Annotated in this window: 17 protein-coding genes and 1 pseudogene; 7 read left to right on the plus strand and 11 right to left on the minus strand. The window is 65.1% G+C overall.

Annotated features, from left to right (window positions below; translation table 11 throughout):
* Positions 1-2 precede the first annotated feature (2 nt).
* A complete protein-coding gene (locus H2052_RS02315; RefSeq protein WP_293777516.1) occupies positions 3-596 on the plus strand; it encodes a TIGR02281 family clan AA aspartic protease in 594 nt (197 codons plus the stop codon).
* Between the two features lie 9 nt (positions 597-605).
* On the opposite strand, the gene H2052_RS02320 is transcribed toward H2052_RS02315, so the two are convergent.
* Positions 606-2,120, minus strand: coding sequence for a phospholipase D-like domain-containing protein (locus H2052_RS02320; protein WP_293777519.1), 1,515 nt, complete (start codon positions 2,118-2,120; stop codon positions 606-608).
* A gap of 153 nt (positions 2,121-2,273) precedes the next feature.
* On the opposite strand from H2052_RS02320, the gene H2052_RS02325 reads away from it, so the two are divergent.
* Positions 2,274-2,684 (plus strand): group II truncated hemoglobin, encoded by a 411-nt coding sequence (locus tag H2052_RS02325; protein WP_293777522.1) that lies wholly within the window; start codon positions 2,274-2,276, stop codon positions 2,682-2,684.
* 86 nt (positions 2,685-2,770) lie between these two features.
* Entirely contained in the window at positions 2,771-3,538 is a 768-nt protein-coding gene (gene mazG / locus H2052_RS02330) for a nucleoside triphosphate pyrophosphohydrolase (RefSeq protein ID WP_293777525.1), read from the plus strand.
* Here mazG and hflX read toward each other — a convergent pair.
* From hflX to dusB, 7 genes and pseudogenes are all read right to left on the minus strand, one after another.
* Complete coding sequence (gene hflX / locus H2052_RS02335) at positions 3,535-4,779, minus strand: GTPase HflX (protein WP_293777953.1); 1,245 nt, start codon at positions 4,777-4,779, stop codon at positions 3,535-3,537. The genes mazG and hflX overlap by 4 nt on opposite strands.
* A 134-nt stretch (positions 4,780-4,913) precedes the next feature.
* Positions 4,914-5,144 (minus strand): annotated as a pseudogene (hfq, locus tag H2052_RS02340) (RNA chaperone Hfq); the annotation flags it as partial.
* A gap of 77 nt (positions 5,145-5,221) precedes the next feature.
* Positions 5,222-6,625: a sigma-54 dependent transcriptional regulator gene (locus H2052_RS02345; protein WP_293777528.1), complete on the minus strand. Its 1,404-nt coding sequence runs from the start codon at positions 6,623-6,625 to the stop codon at positions 5,222-5,224.
* A 4-nt stretch (positions 6,626-6,629) separates the two neighbouring features.
* Positions 6,630-8,900 (minus strand): PAS domain-containing sensor histidine kinase, encoded by a 2,271-nt coding sequence (locus tag H2052_RS02350; protein WP_293777531.1) that lies wholly within the window; start codon positions 8,898-8,900, stop codon positions 6,630-6,632.
* A 79-nt stretch (positions 8,901-8,979) separates the two neighbouring features.
* Positions 8,980-10,449 carry a nitrogen regulation protein NR(I) gene (gene ntrC / locus H2052_RS02355; RefSeq protein WP_293777533.1) on the minus strand — a complete coding sequence of 490 codons (1,470 nt, stop codon included), beginning with the start codon at positions 10,447-10,449 and terminating at the stop codon, positions 8,980-8,982.
* Positions 10,446-11,537, minus strand: a complete 1,092-nt coding sequence (locus H2052_RS02360) for an ATP-binding protein (RefSeq protein WP_293777535.1) — start codon at positions 11,535-11,537, stop codon at positions 10,446-10,448. The genes ntrC and H2052_RS02360 overlap by 4 nt, the downstream gene beginning before the upstream one ends.
* 1 nt (position 11,538) lies before the next feature.
* Positions 11,539-12,540: a tRNA dihydrouridine synthase DusB gene (dusB, locus tag H2052_RS02365; RefSeq protein ID WP_293777537.1), complete on the minus strand. Its 1,002-nt coding sequence runs from the start codon at positions 12,538-12,540 to the stop codon at positions 11,539-11,541.
* Positions 12,541-12,620: 80 nt separating this feature from the next.
* Here dusB and H2052_RS02370 point away from each other — a divergent pair, with 80 nt between their 5' ends.
* From H2052_RS02370 to H2052_RS02380, 3 genes are all read left to right on the plus strand, one after another.
* Entirely contained in the window at positions 12,621-13,784 is a 1,164-nt protein-coding gene (locus H2052_RS02370) for a bifunctional 2-C-methyl-D-erythritol 4-phosphate cytidylyltransferase/2-C-methyl-D-erythritol 2,4-cyclodiphosphate synthase (RefSeq protein ID WP_293777539.1), read from the plus strand.
* Positions 13,785-13,858: 74 nt separating this feature from the next.
* On the plus strand, positions 13,859-14,308 hold the full coding sequence (locus H2052_RS02375) for a hypothetical protein (protein WP_293777542.1): 450 nt from the start codon (positions 13,859-13,861) through the stop codon (positions 14,306-14,308).
* On the plus strand, positions 14,305-14,823 hold the full coding sequence (locus H2052_RS02380) for a CinA family protein (protein WP_293777545.1): 519 nt from the start codon (positions 14,305-14,307) through the stop codon (positions 14,821-14,823). Before H2052_RS02375 ends, H2052_RS02380 begins: the two co-directional genes overlap by 4 nt.
* On the opposite strand, the gene H2052_RS02385 is transcribed toward H2052_RS02380, so the two are convergent.
* Positions 14,763-15,242 (minus strand): type II toxin-antitoxin system RatA family toxin, encoded by a 480-nt coding sequence (locus H2052_RS02385; protein WP_293777547.1) that lies wholly within the window; start codon positions 15,240-15,242, stop codon positions 14,763-14,765. The genes H2052_RS02380 and H2052_RS02385 overlap by 61 nt on opposite strands.
* Entirely contained in the window at positions 15,235-16,164 is a 930-nt protein-coding gene (gene lipA, locus H2052_RS02390; RefSeq protein WP_293777549.1) for a lipoyl synthase, read from the minus strand. The genes H2052_RS02385 and lipA overlap by 8 nt, the downstream gene beginning before the upstream one ends.
* Before the next feature lie 82 nt (positions 16,165-16,246).
* On the opposite strand from lipA, the gene H2052_RS02395 reads away from it, so the two are divergent.
* Positions 16,247-16,888 (plus strand): carbonic anhydrase, encoded by a 642-nt coding sequence (locus H2052_RS02395; RefSeq protein ID WP_293777551.1) that lies wholly within the window; start codon positions 16,247-16,249, stop codon positions 16,886-16,888.
* Positions 16,889-16,897: 9 nt separating this feature from the next.
* Here H2052_RS02395 and lpdA read toward each other — a convergent pair whose 3' ends face one another.
* Positions 16,898-18,298, minus strand: coding sequence for a dihydrolipoyl dehydrogenase (lpdA, locus tag H2052_RS02400; RefSeq protein WP_293777554.1), 1,401 nt, complete (start codon positions 18,296-18,298; stop codon positions 16,898-16,900).
* Positions 18,299-18,512 lie beyond the last annotated feature (214 nt).

Raw genomic sequence — 18,512 nt, forward strand, 5'->3', positions numbered from 1 at the left:
GCATGTTCGAAGCGCTGAGTTCGGGTGAGAAGGCTGCGCTCATCAGCTCGGTGGGCTTTGCCGTCCTCATCCTGATGAGCCTCGTCCCGCGCCTCCGCGAGGTGGGCGCGGCGAAAACGCTGAAAATGGCGCTGTCGTGGGTGCTGATCTTCGGCGGTCTCATTTTTCTCGTCACGCAGTGGCCCGCGATCCGCGGCGCGCTCGATCCCGCCAGCCCGCGCACGGAAGGCGAGGAGATGTTGCTCACCGCGCGCGAAGACGGGCACTTCTATGTGCGCGGCACGATCAATGGCGAAAGCGCACTCTTCATGGTGGATACCGGCGCCACCGACATCGTGCTCACCATGGAAACCGCCGCACGCGCAGGCTTCAGCCCGGATACGCTCCGCTTCGACGGCATGGCCCAAACCGCGAACGGCAGCGTTCGTATCGCCGGTGTCCGGCTCGGCGAACTCACGATCGGGGACATCACGCTGCGCGACATGCCCGCCAGCGTCAATCAAGGCGCGCTCGGCACGAACCTCCTTGGGATGCGCTTCCTCCGCACGCTGAAAAGCTGGCGCGTCGAGGGCGACACGCTGATCCTGCGGCCCTGACGCGCGCCGTCACCCTCTGCGCCTGCGCCGCCGGCGCGCCCTTAGCCGTGCCATGCCTTCCCGCCAGCGCACCCGCAGGCCGCGTTTGTGCAGCGGCTCGAAAAAGCCCTCCGCCTTCTCGGGGTCGAGCAGTTCGTTATCGGCAATGAACTGATCGAGCGGCCCCGGCTTTTCGAGGTCGAGCGGCGCGAGCGTCTTGCCGGAGCCGCGCAGCGCCTCGATGGCTTCAACGAGCGAACCTGTCGCCTTGAACCGTGCGTCAAACGTGTCGGGCGTCACGTCCAGATGCTCGGCGATCAGCCTGGTGCGCAGCGCTGCGATCGCCGCGCGCGTCCCGGCGTTGGCGGGGAGGGCGGCATCGATAATGACGTCACACTCGCTGTCGAGCCCCATCGAGCGGTTGTTGAGGTTCGCCGATCCGATCTTGAGCAGCCGGTCGTCGACGATCGCGACCTTGGCGTGGACATAAATGTCGGCGCCGCTTTTGGTGACGGGCGCATAGATTCGGAAACGATCGTGCCTGTCCGCCTCGGCGATGGCGCGTGCCAGCTGAACGCGCGCCGCATCCATCGCCTTTTGTTCCAGCCAGCCATCCGCCGTGCGTGGCGTCACCACCACGATTTCCGGCGGGTCGTCATCGGCCATGCGCACGGCGATGGCGGCAGCGATTTTCCCCGAGGTCAGATACTGGTTCTCGATATAGATGAAGCGCTGTGCGGCGGCGATCATGTCCAGCCACAGCGCCTCGATCTCGCGGACCTCATCGCAATCGCGCCATGCGGCGCGCGTCCGGGCAATGGCGATGTCGACGTCGCGGAAGTCCACGGCTGCATCGTCCGGCCAATGGTCGTGAGCGTCTTCCGCCGGCAGAAGGTCCTGCCGGGTAGCGTGCCGCCAGCGATCGCGGCCAAGGTCGGCGAGCGCGCGCGCCGCGTCGCCGTCCAGCATCATGGTGACGTCATGCCATGCACCATATGGCTTGCCGTCAGGGAGCTTCCGCCGCGCGTCGTCGTCCGCGTGGGCATTGGTGTCCCAGCGCGCGCACGAGATGTCGATGCCGCCGCACACCGCGAAGCGCTCGTCTATCACCACGATCTTCTGGTGGTGGCTGCACCCGATCGGGTGGAAGCTGTCGAAGCGGAAATCGATCGCACGCGTGAGTTGCCAGCGCAGCAGCATCCACGCCGCACGCGGTCGCAGAAACTGTTTCAGCGCGCCGAAGCTCCATTTCAGGATGTCGATCTCGCGCTTCGGGTTCTCGCGTGCCAGCCGCAGGAAGAAATGACCCAGGCTTTCCCCTTCGCCGTTCTCATCGGGTTCCAGCGTGATGCGCGTGTCGAAGTCCCAGCCGATGATGAGGATGCGCCGCCGCGCTGCGATCATCGCCTCGCGCACGTAATGGTAGTAGTCGGCCGCATCGACGACGGCTGCCGCACGCGCCGACCGCTCGATACGCCAGCAATTGCGGCCGGCCTCAAGGATAGGGGCGAGGGGAACGTCACCGCCCTGCTCTTCGTTTACCATTTGTTCTCCGGCTGCGTTCCGGTGGCCCCGTACATTTGTGGAACAGCATCGTTAACGCAAAGTCGTGCGTTCGGCTCCCGCAATCGTGGCGGCAAACACAGGAACTTGATCTGGATCAAGGAAAGCGCGCCAAAGGCCCGGTTGATCGGTTTCATGAGCGAATCCGGCACGAGCACGACACCATACGAAAGCCTTGGCGGTGAAGCCGCCGTCAGGCGCTTCGTTGACCGTTTCTACGATCTTATGGACAGCGAGCCCGAATATGCCGCGCTGCGCGCAATGCACGCGCCGGATCTGGCGCCGATGCGGCGATCGCTTGCAGGATTCCTCACGGGCTGGCTCGGCGGACCGCGCCACTGGTTCGAAGAGAACGTCGGCGTCTGCGTGATGTCGGCGCACGGCGCGCTGCCGATCAGCGCAGAGACATCGCAGCAGTGGACGGACGCCATGTCACGCGCGCTTTCCGAAAGCGATATCGATGCCGACCTCGCGAGCCGAATGAACGATGCGTTCGGGAAAATGGCCGGGGGGATGGCCCGAATGGCGGCAAATCGCGATCGTTGATTTAACATAATATATATTATCGTTTTAACACGCAGAGCGTATCAACGCTCTTTTCCGAATCCCCTCCTGCCGTTACGCGGGCTTCCATGAGCAAGGAAACCGCCGCCGAAGCTTTCGCCCGTCTCGCTGACGTCATGCGCGCGCTGCGTGATCCGGCGAGCGGCTGCCCGTGGGATATCGAGCAGGATTTCGCGTCCATCGCGCCGTACACGATCGAGGAAGCCTATGAGGTTGCCGATGCCATTGCGCGCGGCGATATGGTCGATCTCAAGGGCGAGCTTGGCGACCTCTTGCTTCAGGTCGTTTACCATTCGCAAATGGCGGCCGAGGCCGGGCATTTCGCGCTGGCTGACGTCACTTCCGCGATTACGGACAAGATGGTCCGCCGCCACCCGCACGTGTTCGGTGACGCCAGCATCGCGGATGCAACTGCCCAGACGGCGGCGTGGGAGGAGCAGAAGGCCCGCGAACGGGGCGATCAGGGTGCGCTTGCCGGTGTGGCGCTTGGCCTTCCCGCTCTGATGCGCGCGCAGAAGCTGCAGCGCCGCGCGGCGCGCGTCGGTTTTGACTGGCCGGACGCAACTGGCCCGCGTGCGAAGATCCACGAGGAACTGGCCGAAGTCGAAGCAGCCGACGATGCGTCGCGCGCCGGCGAGATCGGCGATCTTCTGTTCGCGGTGGTCAATTATGCGCGGCACCTCGGCATCGACGCCGAAGAGGCGCTGCGCACGGCGAATGCCAAGTTCGAACGCCGTTTCAACGCTGTGGAAGCGATGGCCGGCAAGGCCTTGCCTGATATGGATATCGATGCGCTCGAAGCGCTGTGGCAGCGCGTCAAGGCGTCGGAGCGTTAGGGAAGCGCAAGAAAGCGCGATCTGTCTTCGTCGCTGATCCGCACCTGAAGCTCCACGGACTCGCCCTTCGCGCGTCGCTTCAGCACCAGGCCATTATTTTCCAGCCACGCGAGCCGCTTGCCGTCGCCGGCGCCCACGACGAAGCTGTGGACACGCGCATCGCGCAGCAGCGTATCGGAAATGAGCTTGCGGAGGTCGTCCACCCCTTCCCCGCTCACCGCCGACAGAAGCACACTGTTCGGCGCTGCGGCCTGTTCGAGCGCGGCGCCGCGTGCTTCCGCATCGAGCAGGTCCGCCTTGTTGAGCGCCTCGATGATCGGCCGCCCGCCGTCCGGATCGACGCCCAGTTCGGCGAGCACGTCGATGACGTCACGCTTCTGTGCTTCGGTTTCCGGGTGCGCGATGTCGCGGACGTGGACGATGATGTCTGCATCGAGCACTTCCTCGAGCGTGGCGCGGAACGCTGCGACGAGCATCGTCGGCAGCTCGGAAACGAAACCGACCGTGTCGGAAAGGATCGCCTTGTCGATTCCGGGCAGCGCGATCGCCCGCATCGTGGGGTCGAGCGTTGCGAACAGCAGATCTTTCGCCATCACCGAAGCGCCGGTCAAACGATTGAAAAGCGTCGACTTTCCGGCGTTCGTATAGCCGACGAGCGCGATCACCGGATACGGCGCCTTCTTGCGCTGGCGGCGTTGCAGTCCGCGCGTGCGGGTGACCTCGCCAAGGTCCTTGCGCAGCCGCGCCATGCGTTCGCGGATCAGGCGGCGGTCGGTTTCGATCTGCGTCTCGCCAGGGCCACCGAGGAAGCCGAAGCCGCCGCGCTGGCGTTCGAGATGCGTCCAGGAGCGCACGAGGCGGCTCGCCTGATAGCCGAGGTGGGCAAGCTCCACCTGAAGCCGCCCTTCCCGCGTCGCTGCCCTCTCCCCGAAGATTTCGAGGATGAGCCCGGTGCGGTCGATCACCTTGGTGCCCGTGCCGGTTTCGAGGTTGCGCTGCTGCAGCGGAGAGAGCGCACCATCCACGACGGTAAGTTCCGCGCCGGTTTCCTTGGCAAGCTCGGCAATGGCTTCCACCTGCCCTGCGCCGATCAGCGTTGCGGGTCGCGGCTCGCGGACTCGCAGGATACGCGTCGCGACCACGTCGAGCGTGATTGCACCGGCCAGGCTTTTCGCTTCCTGAAGCCGCGCTTCGGCATCGCGGCGCACGGCGGCATCGCGGCGCACGATATCGGGTACGATGACAAGCGCCTTCGTGCCCACGCTGACGCCGCGCACGTCGTCGTGCGCTCCGAAGCTGTGGAACTGCTTACGCCGTCTGCCCCCGGATAGCGGCGGCGTTCCGGCGTCAGGATCGGTCAATCGTCGTCGCCGTCTTTCTCGGGCTCAAACAATTGGACGGGGCTTGCCGGCATGATCGTGGAAATCGCGTGCTTGTAAACGAGCTGCGAATGACCATCACGGCGAAGCAGAACCGAAAAATTATCGAACCAGGTGATGACACCCTGCAATTTTACGCCGTTTACGAGAAACATCGTCACCGGCGTCTTGCTCTTACGGACCGCGTTCAGGAACACGTCCTGCAAGTTATTGGCCTTGTCTGCCATGTCCCCCTCGAATCCTTTTACACTGCGCCCGATTGCCGTAGGCGCGGGCACACTATTTGGGGGTCAGGCGCTTCCCGTCAAGTGTCGGAATTTACTTCATCGTCTGCTTTTCCGGGATCGGAGAGCCCGAGCGCCTTCAGCTTCCGGTGCAGCGCAGAGCGTTCCATGCCGATAAACACCGCCGTTCGCGAGATGTTTCCGGAAAAACGACGAATTTGGACGCGCAGATATTCGCGTTCGAAGGATTCGCGCGCTTCGCGCAGCGGCGTGCCCATAATCGATCGCACCGCCTCGTTCGGCATCAATTTTGCCGGTTCGGCGATGATCTCCGACGGCAGCATGTCCACCTCGACACGCTGCGCCCGCTCGGGCGGCGTCAGGATCAGCGTGCGCTCGATGATGTTCCGCAGCTGGCGGACATTGCCCGGCCAGTCGTACATCTGGAGCGCCGCCATCGCGTCCTCGCTCATCCGGGGCGTCGGAATCCGGCGCTCCGCCGAGAGCTTGGCAAGGAAATAGTCGGCAAGCTCGCCGATATCCTCGCGGCGCTCCGAAAGCGGCGGCAGGTGCACGGGCACGACGCTGAGGCGGTAGAACAGGTCTTCGCGGAAGCGCCCGGCGGCGATTTCCCCTGCAAGATCACGCGACGTGCTGCTGACGACGCGCACGTCGACCTTCACGCTCCTCGCCCCGCCGACGCGCTGGAACATCTGCTCGGTGAGCACGCGCAGAATGCGGGCCTGCGTCGCAAGCGGCATGTCCGCGACCTCGTCGAGGAACAGCGTGCCGCCATGGGCCTGCTCGAAGAGGCCGATGCGCACGGGCTGGCCGTCCTCCTCGACGCCGAACAGTTCCTCCTCGAAGCGGTCCGGGTGGAGGCGCGCGGCGGCGACGACCACGAACGCGCCATTTGCGCGCGGCGACCACTGGTGCAGCAGGCGCGCGGCGACTTCCTTGCCGGAGCCCGGCGGGCCGTCGATCAGCACGCGGCTGCCGGTGGCGGCAACGCGCTTCAGCGTCGCGCGCACGCCGTTGATCAGCGCGGAGGAGCCGGTGAGTTCGCCCTCGATGCCCGCGCGCGTGCGGAGTTCCTCATTCTCGCGGCGCAGGCGCTCCGCTTCGGTCGCGCGCTCCACGGTGTGGATCAACTGGTCCGCCTGAAACGGCTTCTCGATGAAGTCGTAGGCTCCGCGCTTGATCGCCGCGACCGCCGTCTCCACGTTGCCGTGGCCTGAGATCATGATGACCGGGAGCCCCGGATTGCGCTGCTTCACGACCTCCAGAAGCTCGATCCCGTCGAGCTTCGATCCCTGCAGCCAGATGTCGAGCACCAGCAGGCTCGGCAGGCGTTCGCTGAGCGCGGCGAGCGCACTGTCACTGTCCCCCGCCGTGCGCGTTTCGTAGCCCTCGTCATCAAGGACACCTGCGATCAGTTCCCGGATATCGGCTTCATCGTCGACGATCAGAATATCAAGCGCCACACATCTACCTTTGCTGAACTGCGACTTTTTCGGGAACACCCACGTCCTGCGCGGCATGGGCCTGCAGGGCGGCCAGATCGAAACTCATCACCGCGGAGGCGCCGCCGCCCTCCACGTCACGCAGATCGAGCACGCCATCGTGCTCCTCCACGATTTTCTTGACGATGGCGAGGCCGAGTCCGGTGCCTTTCGCACGCGTCGTCACATAGGGTTCGGTCAGCCGGTCGCGCTGGCTTGCGGGAAGGCCGATGCCGTTGTCGGTCACCGTCACCACGAGCGTATCGGGCTCGGCGAAGCGCGCGGTGAGCGCGATGCGGCCCTGCACCTCGCCGTCCTTGCAGCGCGCGGTAACGGATTCGGCCGCGTTCTTGAGGAGGTTGGTGAGCGCCTGCGCGATCTGGCGGCGGTCGCAGATGAACGCCGGCAATCCGGAGGGCACATCCATCTCATAGTCGAAATCGCTGTGCGCGACCTCCTGAAGGAAGATCGCCTGCCGTGCGATTTCGAGGAACGATTCCGGCCTGAACACGGGTTTGGGCATCCGCGCGAACGACGAGAATTCGTCGACCATCTGGCGCAGATCACCCACCTGCCGCACGATCGTCTCGGTCAGGCTGCGGAACGTGTCCGCCCCCTCCTCGATCTTGTTGCCGTAGCGCCGCTGCAGGCGCTCGGCGGAAAGCTGGATCGGCGTCAGCGGGTTCTTGATCTCGTGCGCGATGCGCCGCGCCACATCCGCCCACGCCGCGCGCCGCTGGTCGGCAAGCTGCTGTGTGATGTCGTCGAAGGTGATGACATAGCCCTGGCTGCCCTCCGAAACGCCGCCCATGCGTACGAGCAGCGTCTGCACGTCGTTGCCGCGCGCGATGCGCACCTGCCCGGATGCCTGTCCGGAGGCGCGCGTTTCTTCCAGAAGTCCCGAAAACTCGGGCACCGCCTCCTCGATGGTCATCCCGCCAAGCGCCTCTTCGGTCATTTCGAGGAGGTCGGCGGCGGAATGGCTGACGAGGCGGATGTGCCCCTCTTCATCGATGGAGATCACGCCGGCGGAAACGCTGGAGAGCACCGCCTCGGTGAACTGACGCCGCGCATCGAGCTGTTCGTTGGCGGCAACAAGCGCGCTCGTCTGCGCCTGCAATTGCCGCGTCATGCGGTTGAAGGTGCGCGCCAGCGTGCCGACCTCGTCCGGGCTGTTGCGAACGGGCACGCGCGCGGCAAGGTCGCCCGCCCCCACCCTCTCGGCGGCGCGCACAAGCCGCCCGATCGGCGCCACCAGCCGGTTGGCGAGCCACAGCGCCGAAAGGATGGCGGCGGCAAGGATCAGCAGCGCGATCACGAACAGCGCGAGGTTGAACTGCCATTGCAGGCTCTTGGAGCGTGCGAGCAGCGCGTCATACTCGTTCATCGCGCCCTCCGCCCGCTGCGCGGACTGGAGCACGGCCGGGTCGACGCTGCGGCTGACGTAAACATAGCGTTCGAGCAGCGGATCGATGCGGACGATCGCCTCGACGCGGTCCGAAGCGGTCGCGAGCACGCTCGCCCGGCCCGATCGCGCCCGCGCGATATCCGTGGGCAGGATGCGCTGCTCAAGCGGCGCGCCGCTCATGCCGACAGATGCGTAGATATGGTAATCCTCGCCGTTCAGCGTGAACACGCTCGCCTCGGTGAGGTTGCGGGCGGCGACCTGGAACGCAAGCCCATCGGCAAAGCCTGCGGAATCGACGCCGTAACTGTTGGCATATTCGTAGACGTCGGTGCCCATCGCCTCGATGTCCGCGACGATGCGCTGCCGGTTTTCGGCGACGTAGGAATGCGCAACCTGCTCGGCGTTCTCAAGGACGGTGCGGGCGTTGTCCGAGAACCAGAACTGCGTGCCGAACTGGAAGAGCAGCGAGGCGAATACGACGACAAGCAACGTCGGGATCGCGGCGATCGCCGAGAAGAGCGCCACCATGCGCACGTGCATCCGCGCGCCGGCAAGCCCGCGCCGCCGGTTCACGCGCAGGATCACGAAGCGGCGACCGATCAGCACGAGCAGCGCCATCAGCGGCACGAGGTTCGCAACCAGGAGGATCGTGCGCCCCGAAGGCGTGTTCGCGGCGGTGAAGAACGTGTCGGTCAGAGCGAAATAGCTCGCGCATCCTACCGCGACGGCGATCAGCCCCAGCGCGACCTCCAGCCGCGGGTAGAGTTCGACGCGCGAAACCCAGCGACTTATGCGGCGACGCAGCCTGCGGTGCGGCGATGGCGGCTTGGGGGATGCAGTCGCGGACATATTCAAGTGCAGCTTAACCACTTTGCCTGTTGCCGCAAATACACAGTTGCTGCACCCCGGTAACGATCCGAAGCTGAAATCAGCCTGAACGACCGACAGGTGGACCCGCAGGACGCAGCGCCACCGCATCGATCCCGCGATCGTTCAGCTTCTTGCGCAGCGTGTTGCGGTTGATGCCGAGCAGTTTCGCGGCGCGGATCTGGTTTCCGCGCGTCGCGGCAAGGCTGAGCAGCAGCAGCGGCTTTTCAAGCTCCGCGAGCACCCGTTCGTAAAGGCCGTCGGGCGGCAGCTCGTCGCCGAACGTATCGAAATAGCGCGCAAGGTGCGACTCCACGGAGCCCGCAAGCCCGCGGCTGTCGGTTTCCGCGCGCCCGGCAGGCACGCGCTCGCTGCGCAGCGCCTCGTCCACGCTGGCGGCAGAGATGATGTCGGAGCGTTCGAGCGCCGCGAAGCGCCGCATCAGGTTTTCAAGCTCGCGCACATTGCCCGGCCAGTCGTGCGCCTGCAGGCGAAGGATCGCTTCGGGCTCCAGCGTCTTTGCCGGCAGCCCTTCCGCTTCGGCGCGGCGCAGGAAGTGCGTTGCAAGCTCGGCGATGTCGTCGACGCGACTTCTGAGCGGGGGCAGGTGCAGCGGCACCACGTTCAGCCGGTAGAACAGGTCTTCGCGGAAAAGCCCGGCATCGACAAGGCGGCGCAGGTCCTTGTTCGTGGCGGAAACGATGCGGATATCCGCCTTGATCGGCCGCATTCCGCCGACGGTCGTGAATTCGCCGGACTGGAGCACGCGCAGCAGGCGTGTCTGCGCCTCCATCGGCATGTCGCCGATCTCGTCGAGGAACAATGTGCCGCCCTGGGCCTGCTCGAAGCGGCCGATCGCGCGGGCCTGCGCGCCTGTGAAGGCCCCGCGTTCGTGTCCGAACAGTTCGGATTCGATGAGTTCGCGCGGGATTGCCGCCATGTTCACCGCCACGAACGGTCCCGTTCGCCGGGAACCAAGGTCGTGCAGCGCCTTCGCCACGAGTTCCTTGCCGGTACCGGATTCGCCGAGGATAAGCACGGTGAGGTCGGTGGGCACGACGCGCGCGATCGTACGGTACACCTCCTGCATCGCGGACGAGCGCCCTATGAGCGGCAGGCCGTCCCCTTCATCTTTCGCCGCCGTCTTGCGTGCGGGCGCCTGCGACTGCTCAAGTGCAGCGGAAACAACGGCTGAAAGCTTGTTGATATCGAAGGGTTTCGGCAAATATTCGAACGCACCGTTCTCGGTCGCGCGCACCGCCGTCGCCAACGTGTTCTGCGCGCTCATCACGATCACGGGAAGGCCGGGGCGGCGCGCGAGGATGCGCGGCACGGCATCGAGCCCGTCGGCATCGGGCAGCACGACGTCGGTAATCACCGCGTCCCCCACCCCCGCTTCGATCAGTTGCCAGAGGCCTGCAACCGTGTCCGTGGTGCGGACCTCATGGCCCGCGCGCACGAGCACCTGCCGCACGACCGTGCGGATCGCGGCGTCGTCGTCGGCGACGATGATCGTTCCCGTGCGGCTCACTGGCTGCCCGCCGTCGGCAGCAGCACGCGGAAGATCGTGCGCGGCGGGTTGTTGTGCCGGTCGTACTCGATGAGCCCGCCGTGGTCGCCCACAAGCTTCGCAACGAGCGCGAGGCCGAGCCCCGTACCGCCGGGCTTCGACGAGACGAACGGATCGAACAGGTGCTCGGCGACGTCCGCCGGCGCGCCGGGGCCGTCGTCGATCACGCAGACCTCGATGGGCACCGACATGCGCCGCTTGGAGCCCTTCACCGCGACCTTCAGGCCGTGCCGGTAGGCGCTGCGCAGACGTATCTTGCCTTTGTTCCCCGTCGCTTCGCTCGCATTCTTCACGAGGTTCACGAAAATCTGGATCAGTGCATCGCGGTCCCCGTCCACGTCCGGCAACGAGGGGTCGTATTCCTCTTCGAACTCCACGTCGCGCGCGAAGCCGTGCTCTGCGAGGCGGCGCACATGGCCAAGGATCAGGTGGATATTTTCCGGCTGCCGCTTCAGCGGCCGCGTGTCGGTGAACTCTTCCATCGAATCGATCAACGTGCTGATGCGATCGACCTCGGTGCAGATAAGATCGGTAAGTTCCGGGTCACCGTCCTGCGCCAGAAGCTGCGCAGCGCCGCGAATCCCCGAAAGCGGGTTCTTGATCTCGTGCGCCAGCATCGCCGCGACACCCACGGCGGTTTTCGCCGCGCCCACCTGTTCGCGCTGACGGTTCACCATCGTCGCGGCCGCCCGGCGCTGAAACACCAGCGTCGACCAGCCGGGCGAATCCGGCACGGGTGAAACCAGCAGGTCGGCCGTGATGCGCCGCCCGCCGATGAATGCGATCTCAAGGTCGTAGGCCGCGAACTCACCGCCGGTGACGACAGCTTCGAACAGCACGGCGCGCACGGCGCTGTCCTCGGGGAAGATCGCGCCCCAGCCGCGGTCGACGAGCGCCGGCTCGCTGAGGTTGAACATGTCCTCGGCTGCCGTGTTCATCCGTGCGGGCGCGCCGTTTGCGTCGATGAGGACAATCGGGATCGGCAGGCTTGCGAGCAGGTCGTCGGCCGATGGCGGCGGAACCAGCGGAACCGCGGGCACAGTGGCCATGTCAGGCGGCCGCCCGGGCAAGCCAGGGCGCATAGAACTCGCGGAGCATGGCCTTGACCCGCACGGGATCGCCGACCTGATTGACGCTGTTTCGGAATTCGGCGGAGCCGTGCATCCCCTTGGTGTACCAGCCGATATGCTTGCGCGCGAGGTTGACGCCGGTGTCGGTGCCGTAAAGCTCCAGCATCATCTCGTACTGCTCGATGATCAGGTGATACTGCTCCTCGATCGTCGGCGCCTTGAAGCGGTGGTCGCAGAGATCGGCCATCACCTCGCCGAGCAGCCACGGCCGGCCATAAGCCCCCCGCCCCACCATCACCGCGTCCGCGCCGGACTGTTCGAGCGCGGTGCGCGCGTCCTCCACCGAGCAGATGTCGCCGTTCACCACCACGGGGAGCAAAACTGCGTTCTTCACATTGCGGACGAATGCCCAGTCGGCGCTTCCCGAATACATCTGGTTGCGCGTGCGGCCGTGCACCGTGATCATCTTCACGCCGAGGTCTTCGGCGATGCGTGCAAGCTCGGGCGCATTGAGGCTGCCATGGTCCCAGCCCATGCGCATTTTCAGCGTCACCGGCAGGTCTACGGCCTTCACCGTCGCCTCGATGAGCGAGGCGGCAAGCTTCAGGTCGCGCATCAGCGAGGAGCCGGCGTGGCCGTTCACGATCTTCTTCACCGGGCAGCCCATGTTGATGTCGATGATTGCCGCGCCGCGATCGGCGTTCAGCTTCGCCGCTTCCGCCATGATGCCGGGTTCGCAGCCCGCAAGCTGCATCGAGATCGGCTCTTCGGAAGGATCCCATGCCGCCTTCTGCAGCGACTGGCGCGTTTCGCGCACCATCGCCTGGCTCGCGATCATCTCGGTCACGGTGAGTCCCGCGCCGAAACGCTTCACGACCTTGCGGAACGGCAGGTCGGTAACGCCGGTCATCGGCGCCAGGATCACCGGCTGTTCGATGCGCACGGGTCCGATCGAGATTGGCTTCAGCTTCGGCACGGTCATTGGCTGCCCAAAAATAAGGCACGGCGCATAGCCCAAGCAGGGCTGTTCGGCAAGCACAGCCTGCGCTAAAGCCGCCGCCCATGAGTGAACCAAGACGGGTCGCCGCCATCGTCGTTGCCGCAGGGAGAGGCTCCCGTGCGGGCGAAGGCGCGCCGAAACAATACAGGGTGCTCGCTGGCCAGCCGGTGCTCCGCCGTTCGCTTGCTGCGCTCGCGGGCCATCCCCGCGTTAGCCATGTGGTGGCGGTTATCCACCCCGAAGATACCGCCGCCTTTTCCGAAGCCGCGCAGGGACTCGGCGCCTTGCCGGTCCGCGGCGGCGAGACACGGCAGGACTCGGTGCGCCGCGGTCTCGAAGCGCTCGCGGATTTTGCGCCCGACCTCGTCTTGATCCACGACGCCGCCCGCCCGCTGCTCATGCATGACGTCATCGACCGGCTACTAGACGCGCTCGCGGAAAACGACGGCGCCGTCCCCGCCCTGCCCGTCGTGGACAGTCTGCGCACCGGCGAAACCCATGCCGACGGCGAGGTCGACCGCAGCCGCCTGAAGCGCGTCCAGACCCCGCAGGCATTTCGGTACGCCGCCATCCGCGCGGCACATGCCACGGCCGCCCCCGATGCGACCGATGACGTCGCAGTTGCGCTCGCTGCGGGGCTGAGCGTCGCGTTCGTGGAGGGTGATGAACGTTTGGCCAAGCTCACTTACCCAACGGATTTCGCCCGCGCGGAAGCATTGCTTGGCGCTGGCCTCGTCACCCGCGTCGGCCAAGGCTTCGACGTGCACCGCTTCGGCCCCGGCGACCACGTCTGGCTTTGCGGCGTGAAGCTACCCCACGATCACGGCCTCATCGGTCACAGCGACGCCGACGTCGGCCTCCACGCCCTCACCGACGCGCTGCTTGGCGCTGCGGCGATGGGGGACATCGGCGACCATTTCCCGCCGAGCGATCCCAAGTGGCGCGGCGCGCCGTCGGACCAGTTTCTGGTCCACGCCCGCGACCTCATCCTCGCGCGCGGCGGCATCATCGATCACGTGGACGTCACGCTGATCTGCGAAACGCCGAAAGTCGCGCCGCATCGTGATGCCATGCGACGGCGGGTCGCCGCGCTGTTGCGGCTCTCGGTCGAGGGGGTTAGCATCAAGGCCACAACGACGGAAAAGCTTGGCTTCACGGGACGCAAGGAAGGCATTGCGGCCCAGGCCACGGCTTCGATTCGACTCAGCACGGTGGAGATGAAGTGAAACGTCCGGTCCTGATTCTGGCCTTGGCGAGCCTTGCGGTTTCCAGTGCTCATGCTGAAACGGGCAAGGATTGCATGAACGAAAAGCAGGCCCTCGCCTTTTCCGATTTCCTGCTCGCCACGGTCGCGCCGATCGTGGCGGAGCAATGCGGCACCGGGCACGCCGCCGTTTCGCCGGCGATCCTTGCGGCGCAGCCGCAGCTCCGCACACGTTTCAAAGCGCGCGGTGATGCTGCCTGGCCGGTGGTGCTGGATCATTTTCTGGGTCAGCAGGAAGACAAGGCCGTCGCCGACGCGATGCGCAAGCAGAGCGACGCCATGCGTCCCCTCGTCGCGAGCGTGACGGCGAGCGCGATCATCAAGGACATGTCGGCAAGCGACTGCGCCATGGCTAATGACCTCGTAGACGCCCTGCTGCCTTTGCAGGACGCGCAGATCGCGCGCCTGATCACAGCCTTCATGCGTATCGGTGCCGGCAAGACCCCGTCCGGCCCGCAACTTTGCCCGTTGGGAGCAAAAGAGTGACATTGTTTGACGAAGACATCCTCGCGCTGGCACGCCGCGTGGTGGAACTGAACGCGGCGGCCGGACGCAAGGTCGTGCTTGCCGAGTCCTGCACCGGCGGCCTCGTCTGCGGTGCGATCACCGAGATTCCCGGCTCCTCGGCCGTTCTGGAGCGCGGCTTCGTCACCTATTCGAACGAGTCGAAAACAGCGCAGCTCGACGTGCATGGCGACGTGCTCGAAACCTTCGGCGCGGTTTCGATCGCGACGGCCTGGGCGATGGCGCAAGGCGCGCTCGCGCACAGCGAGGCGGATGTCGCCGTGGCGATCACCGGCATCGCCGGGCCGGATGGCGGATCAGAATCAAAGCCCGTCGGCACCGTCGTCTTCGCCCGCGCGATCCGCGATGCGGACCCGGAAGACGTGGTTGCGGACATGAGGCAGTTCGGCGACCTCGGCCGCACGGGCATCCGGCTTCAGGCCGTGCGCTGCGCGCTCGAACTGTTGCTCACCGAAGAAGCGCCTGTAGCCGCATAGACCTTGGCGGCGCGCGTTTCGAACGCCGTCACCATCTTGCGGAAGGCTTCGTGGAAGTACGCGCCCGCCAGCGTGTTCAGTATCGACTGCCGGAACGCGAAATCGACGTGGAAATCGACCTCCGTCCCTGCCCCGACGGGTTTGAAGCGCCAGTCGTTGTAAAGGAATTTCAGCGGGCCGGAGATGTAGTCGATGTGGATATGGTGCGGCCTGTCCAGCACCACGCGGCTGGTGAAGGTCTCCCGAAACACCTTGAAGCCGACCACCATGTCGGCGACCATGTCCGTATCGCTGCGCGACTTCACCCGCGTCGCGATCACCCACGGCAGGAACTCGCCGTAGCGGCCGACATCGGCGACGAGATCAAAGAGCTGCTCCGGTGTGTACGGAAGAACCCGGACCTCGCGATGTTCAGGCATCGGCGCGTTGATGCTTCGCGAGGCGCGCGGCCTTCAGCTTCGCGAAATCGTCGCCGGCGTGATACGACGAGCGTGTCAGCGGTGAGGCGGCGACCAGCGCGAAGCCCTTGGCACGGCCCAGCGAGGCATAAGACTTGAACGTATCCGGCGTCACGAAATCGATCACCTTGGCGTGGCGCGGCGTTGGCTGCAGGTACTGGCCGATGGTGAGGAAATCGATGTCGGCGGAGCGCATGTCGTCCATCACCTGATGGATCTCCAGCCGCTCCTCCCCAAGCCCGACCATCAGGCCCGACTTGGTGAAAATCGTCGGGTCGAGCGTCTTCACCCGTTCGAGCAGGCGCAGCGAATGGTAGTAGCGCGCGCCCGGGCGAATCGTCGGATAGAGCCTCGGCACGGTTTCAAGGTTGTGGTTGTAGACATCGGGCCGGGCATCGACGATGCGCTTCACTGCCTCGTCCGCCTTGTTGCGGAAGTCCGGCGTCAGGATCTCGATCGTGGTGTTCGGCGCGCGTCGGCGCAGCGCTTCGATCACGCGCACGAACTGCGTGGCGCCGCCGTCCGCAAGGTCGTCGCGGTCCACGCTGGTGATGACGATGTGTTCAAGGCCAAGTTCGGCGGCTGCAGTCGCGACGTGCTCCGGCTCCAGCGGATCGACCGGGTTCGGCATTCCCGTCTTCACGTTGCAGAAGGCGCAGGCGCGCGTGCACGTGTCGCCAAGGATCATCACGGTCGCGTGCTTCTGCGTCCAGCACTCGCCGATATTGGGGCACGCCGCCTCTTCGCACACGGTGTTGAGGCCGAGATTCCGCATCAGCTTGCGCGTCTGCGCGAAACCGACGCTCGTCGGTGCCTTCACGCGCAGCCAGTCCGGCTTGCGGGTGCGGATCGGGGAAACGGGTGCGGGATCAGCGTCTGCCATGCGCGCCTAGATAGCGACGGCAGCGACATAATCCAACTGCGAGTTCTTGCATGAGAGCCATGATCGGGTTAGCCGCTTGCTCATGTCAGGCTTCGATGAATTGATCGACGGCTACCGCCGGTTTCGCGGCGGCGCCTATCTCGCCCAAAAGGCCCGCTACGATTCGCTGAGGTCGAGCCAGAGCCCCAGAACGATGATTATCTCGTGCTCCGACAGCCGTGTCGATCCCGGGATGATCTTCGACGTGGGCCCCGGCGAGATCTTCACCGTGCGTAACATCGCGAATCTCGTGCCGCCGTTCGAGATCGGCGGCGGCCGTCACGGCGTTTCCGCCGCGCTGGAGTTCGCGGTGACTCAGCTTGAGGTGGAGAACGTCGTGGTGATGGGCCACGGCGGCTGCGGCGGCGTGCAGGCCGCGCTCACCAGCAAATTCAAGGGTGCGCCGGCCGGCGCGGGAGGCTTCATCGCCCACTGGATCGATCTTCTCGACGAGGCGCGCGACCGCATCCTGCACGACCACGGCGGCCGCATGGACCGCGATGTGGAACATGCGCTGGAGCTGGAAGCCGTGAAGGTCTCGCTCAAGAACCTCCGCACCTTCCCCTGCATCCCGGAACGCGAGGCCGCAGGTAAGTTGAAGCTGATCGGCGCCTATTTCGCGATCCGCGACGGCGTGCTGCATGTCCTGGATGAGGCTGCCGGCACGTTCGCACCGGCAGTCTAAATCTTTTAATCAGATGTGCAGCGGGCGGCCATAGGCGGCGAGCACGCTTTCGTGCATCATTTCCGACAGCGTCGGGTGCGGGAAGGTCGTGCCCATCAGCTCGACCTCGGTCGTCTCCAGCTCACGCGCGACGACATAGCCCTGGATCAGCTCGGTGACTTCTGCGCCGACCATATGCGCGCCGAGAAGTTCGCCGGTCGCCTCGTCGAACACGGTCTTCACGAAGCCCTCGGTCTCGCCGAGCGCGATCGCCTTGCCGTTGCCGATGGCGGGGAACTTGCCGACCTTGACCTTGTAGCCCGCCTCCTTCGCCTTCGCTTCGGTAAGGCCCACGGAGGCCACCTGCGGGCGTGAGTAGGTGCAGCCGGGGATGTTGGCGGTGCTCATCGCGTGAACGTCCTTCGCGCCCGCCATCTTCTCGACGCAGATCACCGCCTCGTGCATCGCCTTGTGCGCGAGCCAAGGCCCGCTGGTGACGTCACCAATCGCCCAGAGGCCCTCCACATTGGTGCGGCCGTATCCGTCCGTTTCGATGTGCTTGTTGGCAAGCTGCTTCACGCCGAGCTTTTCCAGCCCGATGTCCTCGACGTTCGGCACGATGCCGACCGCGACGATGACATGGCTGAACTCCTGCGTTTCAACCTTCCCGTCCGCGAACTTGATCTCGGCCTTCACGCCCTTCGCGGTCGCCTCAAGCTTCTGCACGCCGGTCTTGGTGTGGATCGCCATGCCCTGCTTGGCGAGCGCCTTTTCCATGAAGGCGCTCACCTCGGCGTCCTCCACCGGGAGGATACGCTCCAGCATTTCGACGACCGTCACCTTGGCGCCGAGGTCCGAATAGAAGCTCGCGAACTCGATGCCGATCGCGCCCGATCCGATCACGAGCAGCTTTTCCGGCACCGCTTCGGGCACCAGCGCATGGCGATACGTCCAGATGCGCTTGCCGTCGGCCTTCGCGAACGGAAGCTCGCGGGCACGGGCGCCGGTCGCGACGATGATGTTCTTCGCCGACAGTTCCGTGCTCTTGCCGTCCTTGGAAACGGAGAGCTTGCCCTTCCCCGTCAGCGTGCCGACGCCTTCGTGGACGTCGATCTTGTGCTTCTTCATCAGCCCCTTGACGCCGCCGTTCAGCTGATCCGCGACCTTGCGGCTGCGCGCCACGACCGCCTTGATGTCGAACGACGGCTTCTCGGCGCTGAGCCCGTAGGCCGAAGCGTGCGTCAGATAGTGGAAGATCTCCGACGAGCGCAGCAGCGCCTTCGTCGGGATGCACCCCCAGTTGAGGCAGATGCCGCCAAGCCGCTCGCGCTCCACGATCGCCGTCTTCATTCCAAGCTGCGCCGCCCGGATGGCGGCGACATAGCCCCCCGGGCCGGAGCCGAGGACGATGAGATCGTAAGTGTCAGCCATCGTATCTTTCCGTTCTCTTGGTCTCCATGAGAGACCATCCAATGAAACCTGTGGTAATACCAAAAAGAGCCCCGACCCAAGGGGCAGAAAAATCATCGGGTATATAGAAAAAACTCATAATATCAAAATATTGATATAATTTTATCATTGAAAATCCCAACAATGATCCGATTAAACATATCAATATCAAGTCATTTTTTTTTCCCAAAAAATC

Origin of the sequence: Sphingosinicella sp. (assembly GCF_013911755.1) — a bacterium.
Lineage (GTDB): Bacteria > Pseudomonadota > Alphaproteobacteria > Sphingomonadales > Sphingomonadaceae > Sphingosinicella.

What these genes read in the sequence shown, in the direction of transcription:
- H2052_RS02395 (WP_293777551.1), top strand. Translation starts at nt 16,247, where the DNA reads ATGTCAGGCTTCGATGAATTGATCGACGGCTACCGCCGGTTTCGCGGC.
- H2052_RS02315 (WP_293777516.1), top strand. Translation starts at nt 3, where the DNA reads ATGTTCGAAGCGCTGAGTTCGGGTGAGAAGGCTGCGCTCATCAGCTCG.
- lipA (WP_293777549.1), bottom strand. Translation starts at nt 16,164, where the DNA reads ATGGCAGACGCTGATCCCGCACCCGTTTCCCCGATCCGCACCCGCAAG.
- H2052_RS02385 (WP_293777547.1), bottom strand. Translation starts at nt 15,242, where the DNA reads ATGCCTGAACATCGCGAGGTCCGGGTTCTTCCGTACACACCGGAGCAG.
- mazG (WP_293777525.1), top strand. Translation starts at nt 2,771, where the DNA reads ATGAGCAAGGAAACCGCCGCCGAAGCTTTCGCCCGTCTCGCTGACGTC.
- H2052_RS02325 (WP_293777522.1), top strand. Translation starts at nt 2,274, where the DNA reads ATGAGCGAATCCGGCACGAGCACGACACCATACGAAAGCCTTGGCGGT.
- dusB (WP_293777537.1), bottom strand. Translation starts at nt 12,540, where the DNA reads ATGACCGTGCCGAAGCTGAAGCCAATCTCGATCGGACCCGTGCGCATC.
- H2052_RS02360 (WP_293777535.1), bottom strand. Translation starts at nt 11,537, where the DNA reads ATGGCCACTGTGCCCGCGGTTCCGCTGGTTCCGCCGCCATCGGCCGAC.
- lpdA (WP_293777554.1), bottom strand. Translation starts at nt 18,298, where the DNA reads ATGGCTGACACTTACGATCTCATCGTCCTCGGCTCCGGCCCGGGGGGC.
- H2052_RS02375 (WP_293777542.1), top strand. Translation starts at nt 13,859, where the DNA reads ATGAACGAAAAGCAGGCCCTCGCCTTTTCCGATTTCCTGCTCGCCACG.
- H2052_RS02320 (WP_293777519.1), bottom strand. Translation starts at nt 2,120, where the DNA reads ATGGTAAACGAAGAGCAGGGCGGTGACGTTCCCCTCGCCCCTATCCTT.
- H2052_RS02350 (WP_293777531.1), bottom strand. Translation starts at nt 8,900, where the DNA reads ATGTCCGCGACTGCATCCCCCAAGCCGCCATCGCCGCACCGCAGGCTG.
- H2052_RS02370 (WP_293777539.1), top strand. Translation starts at nt 12,621, where the DNA reads ATGAGTGAACCAAGACGGGTCGCCGCCATCGTCGTTGCCGCAGGGAGA.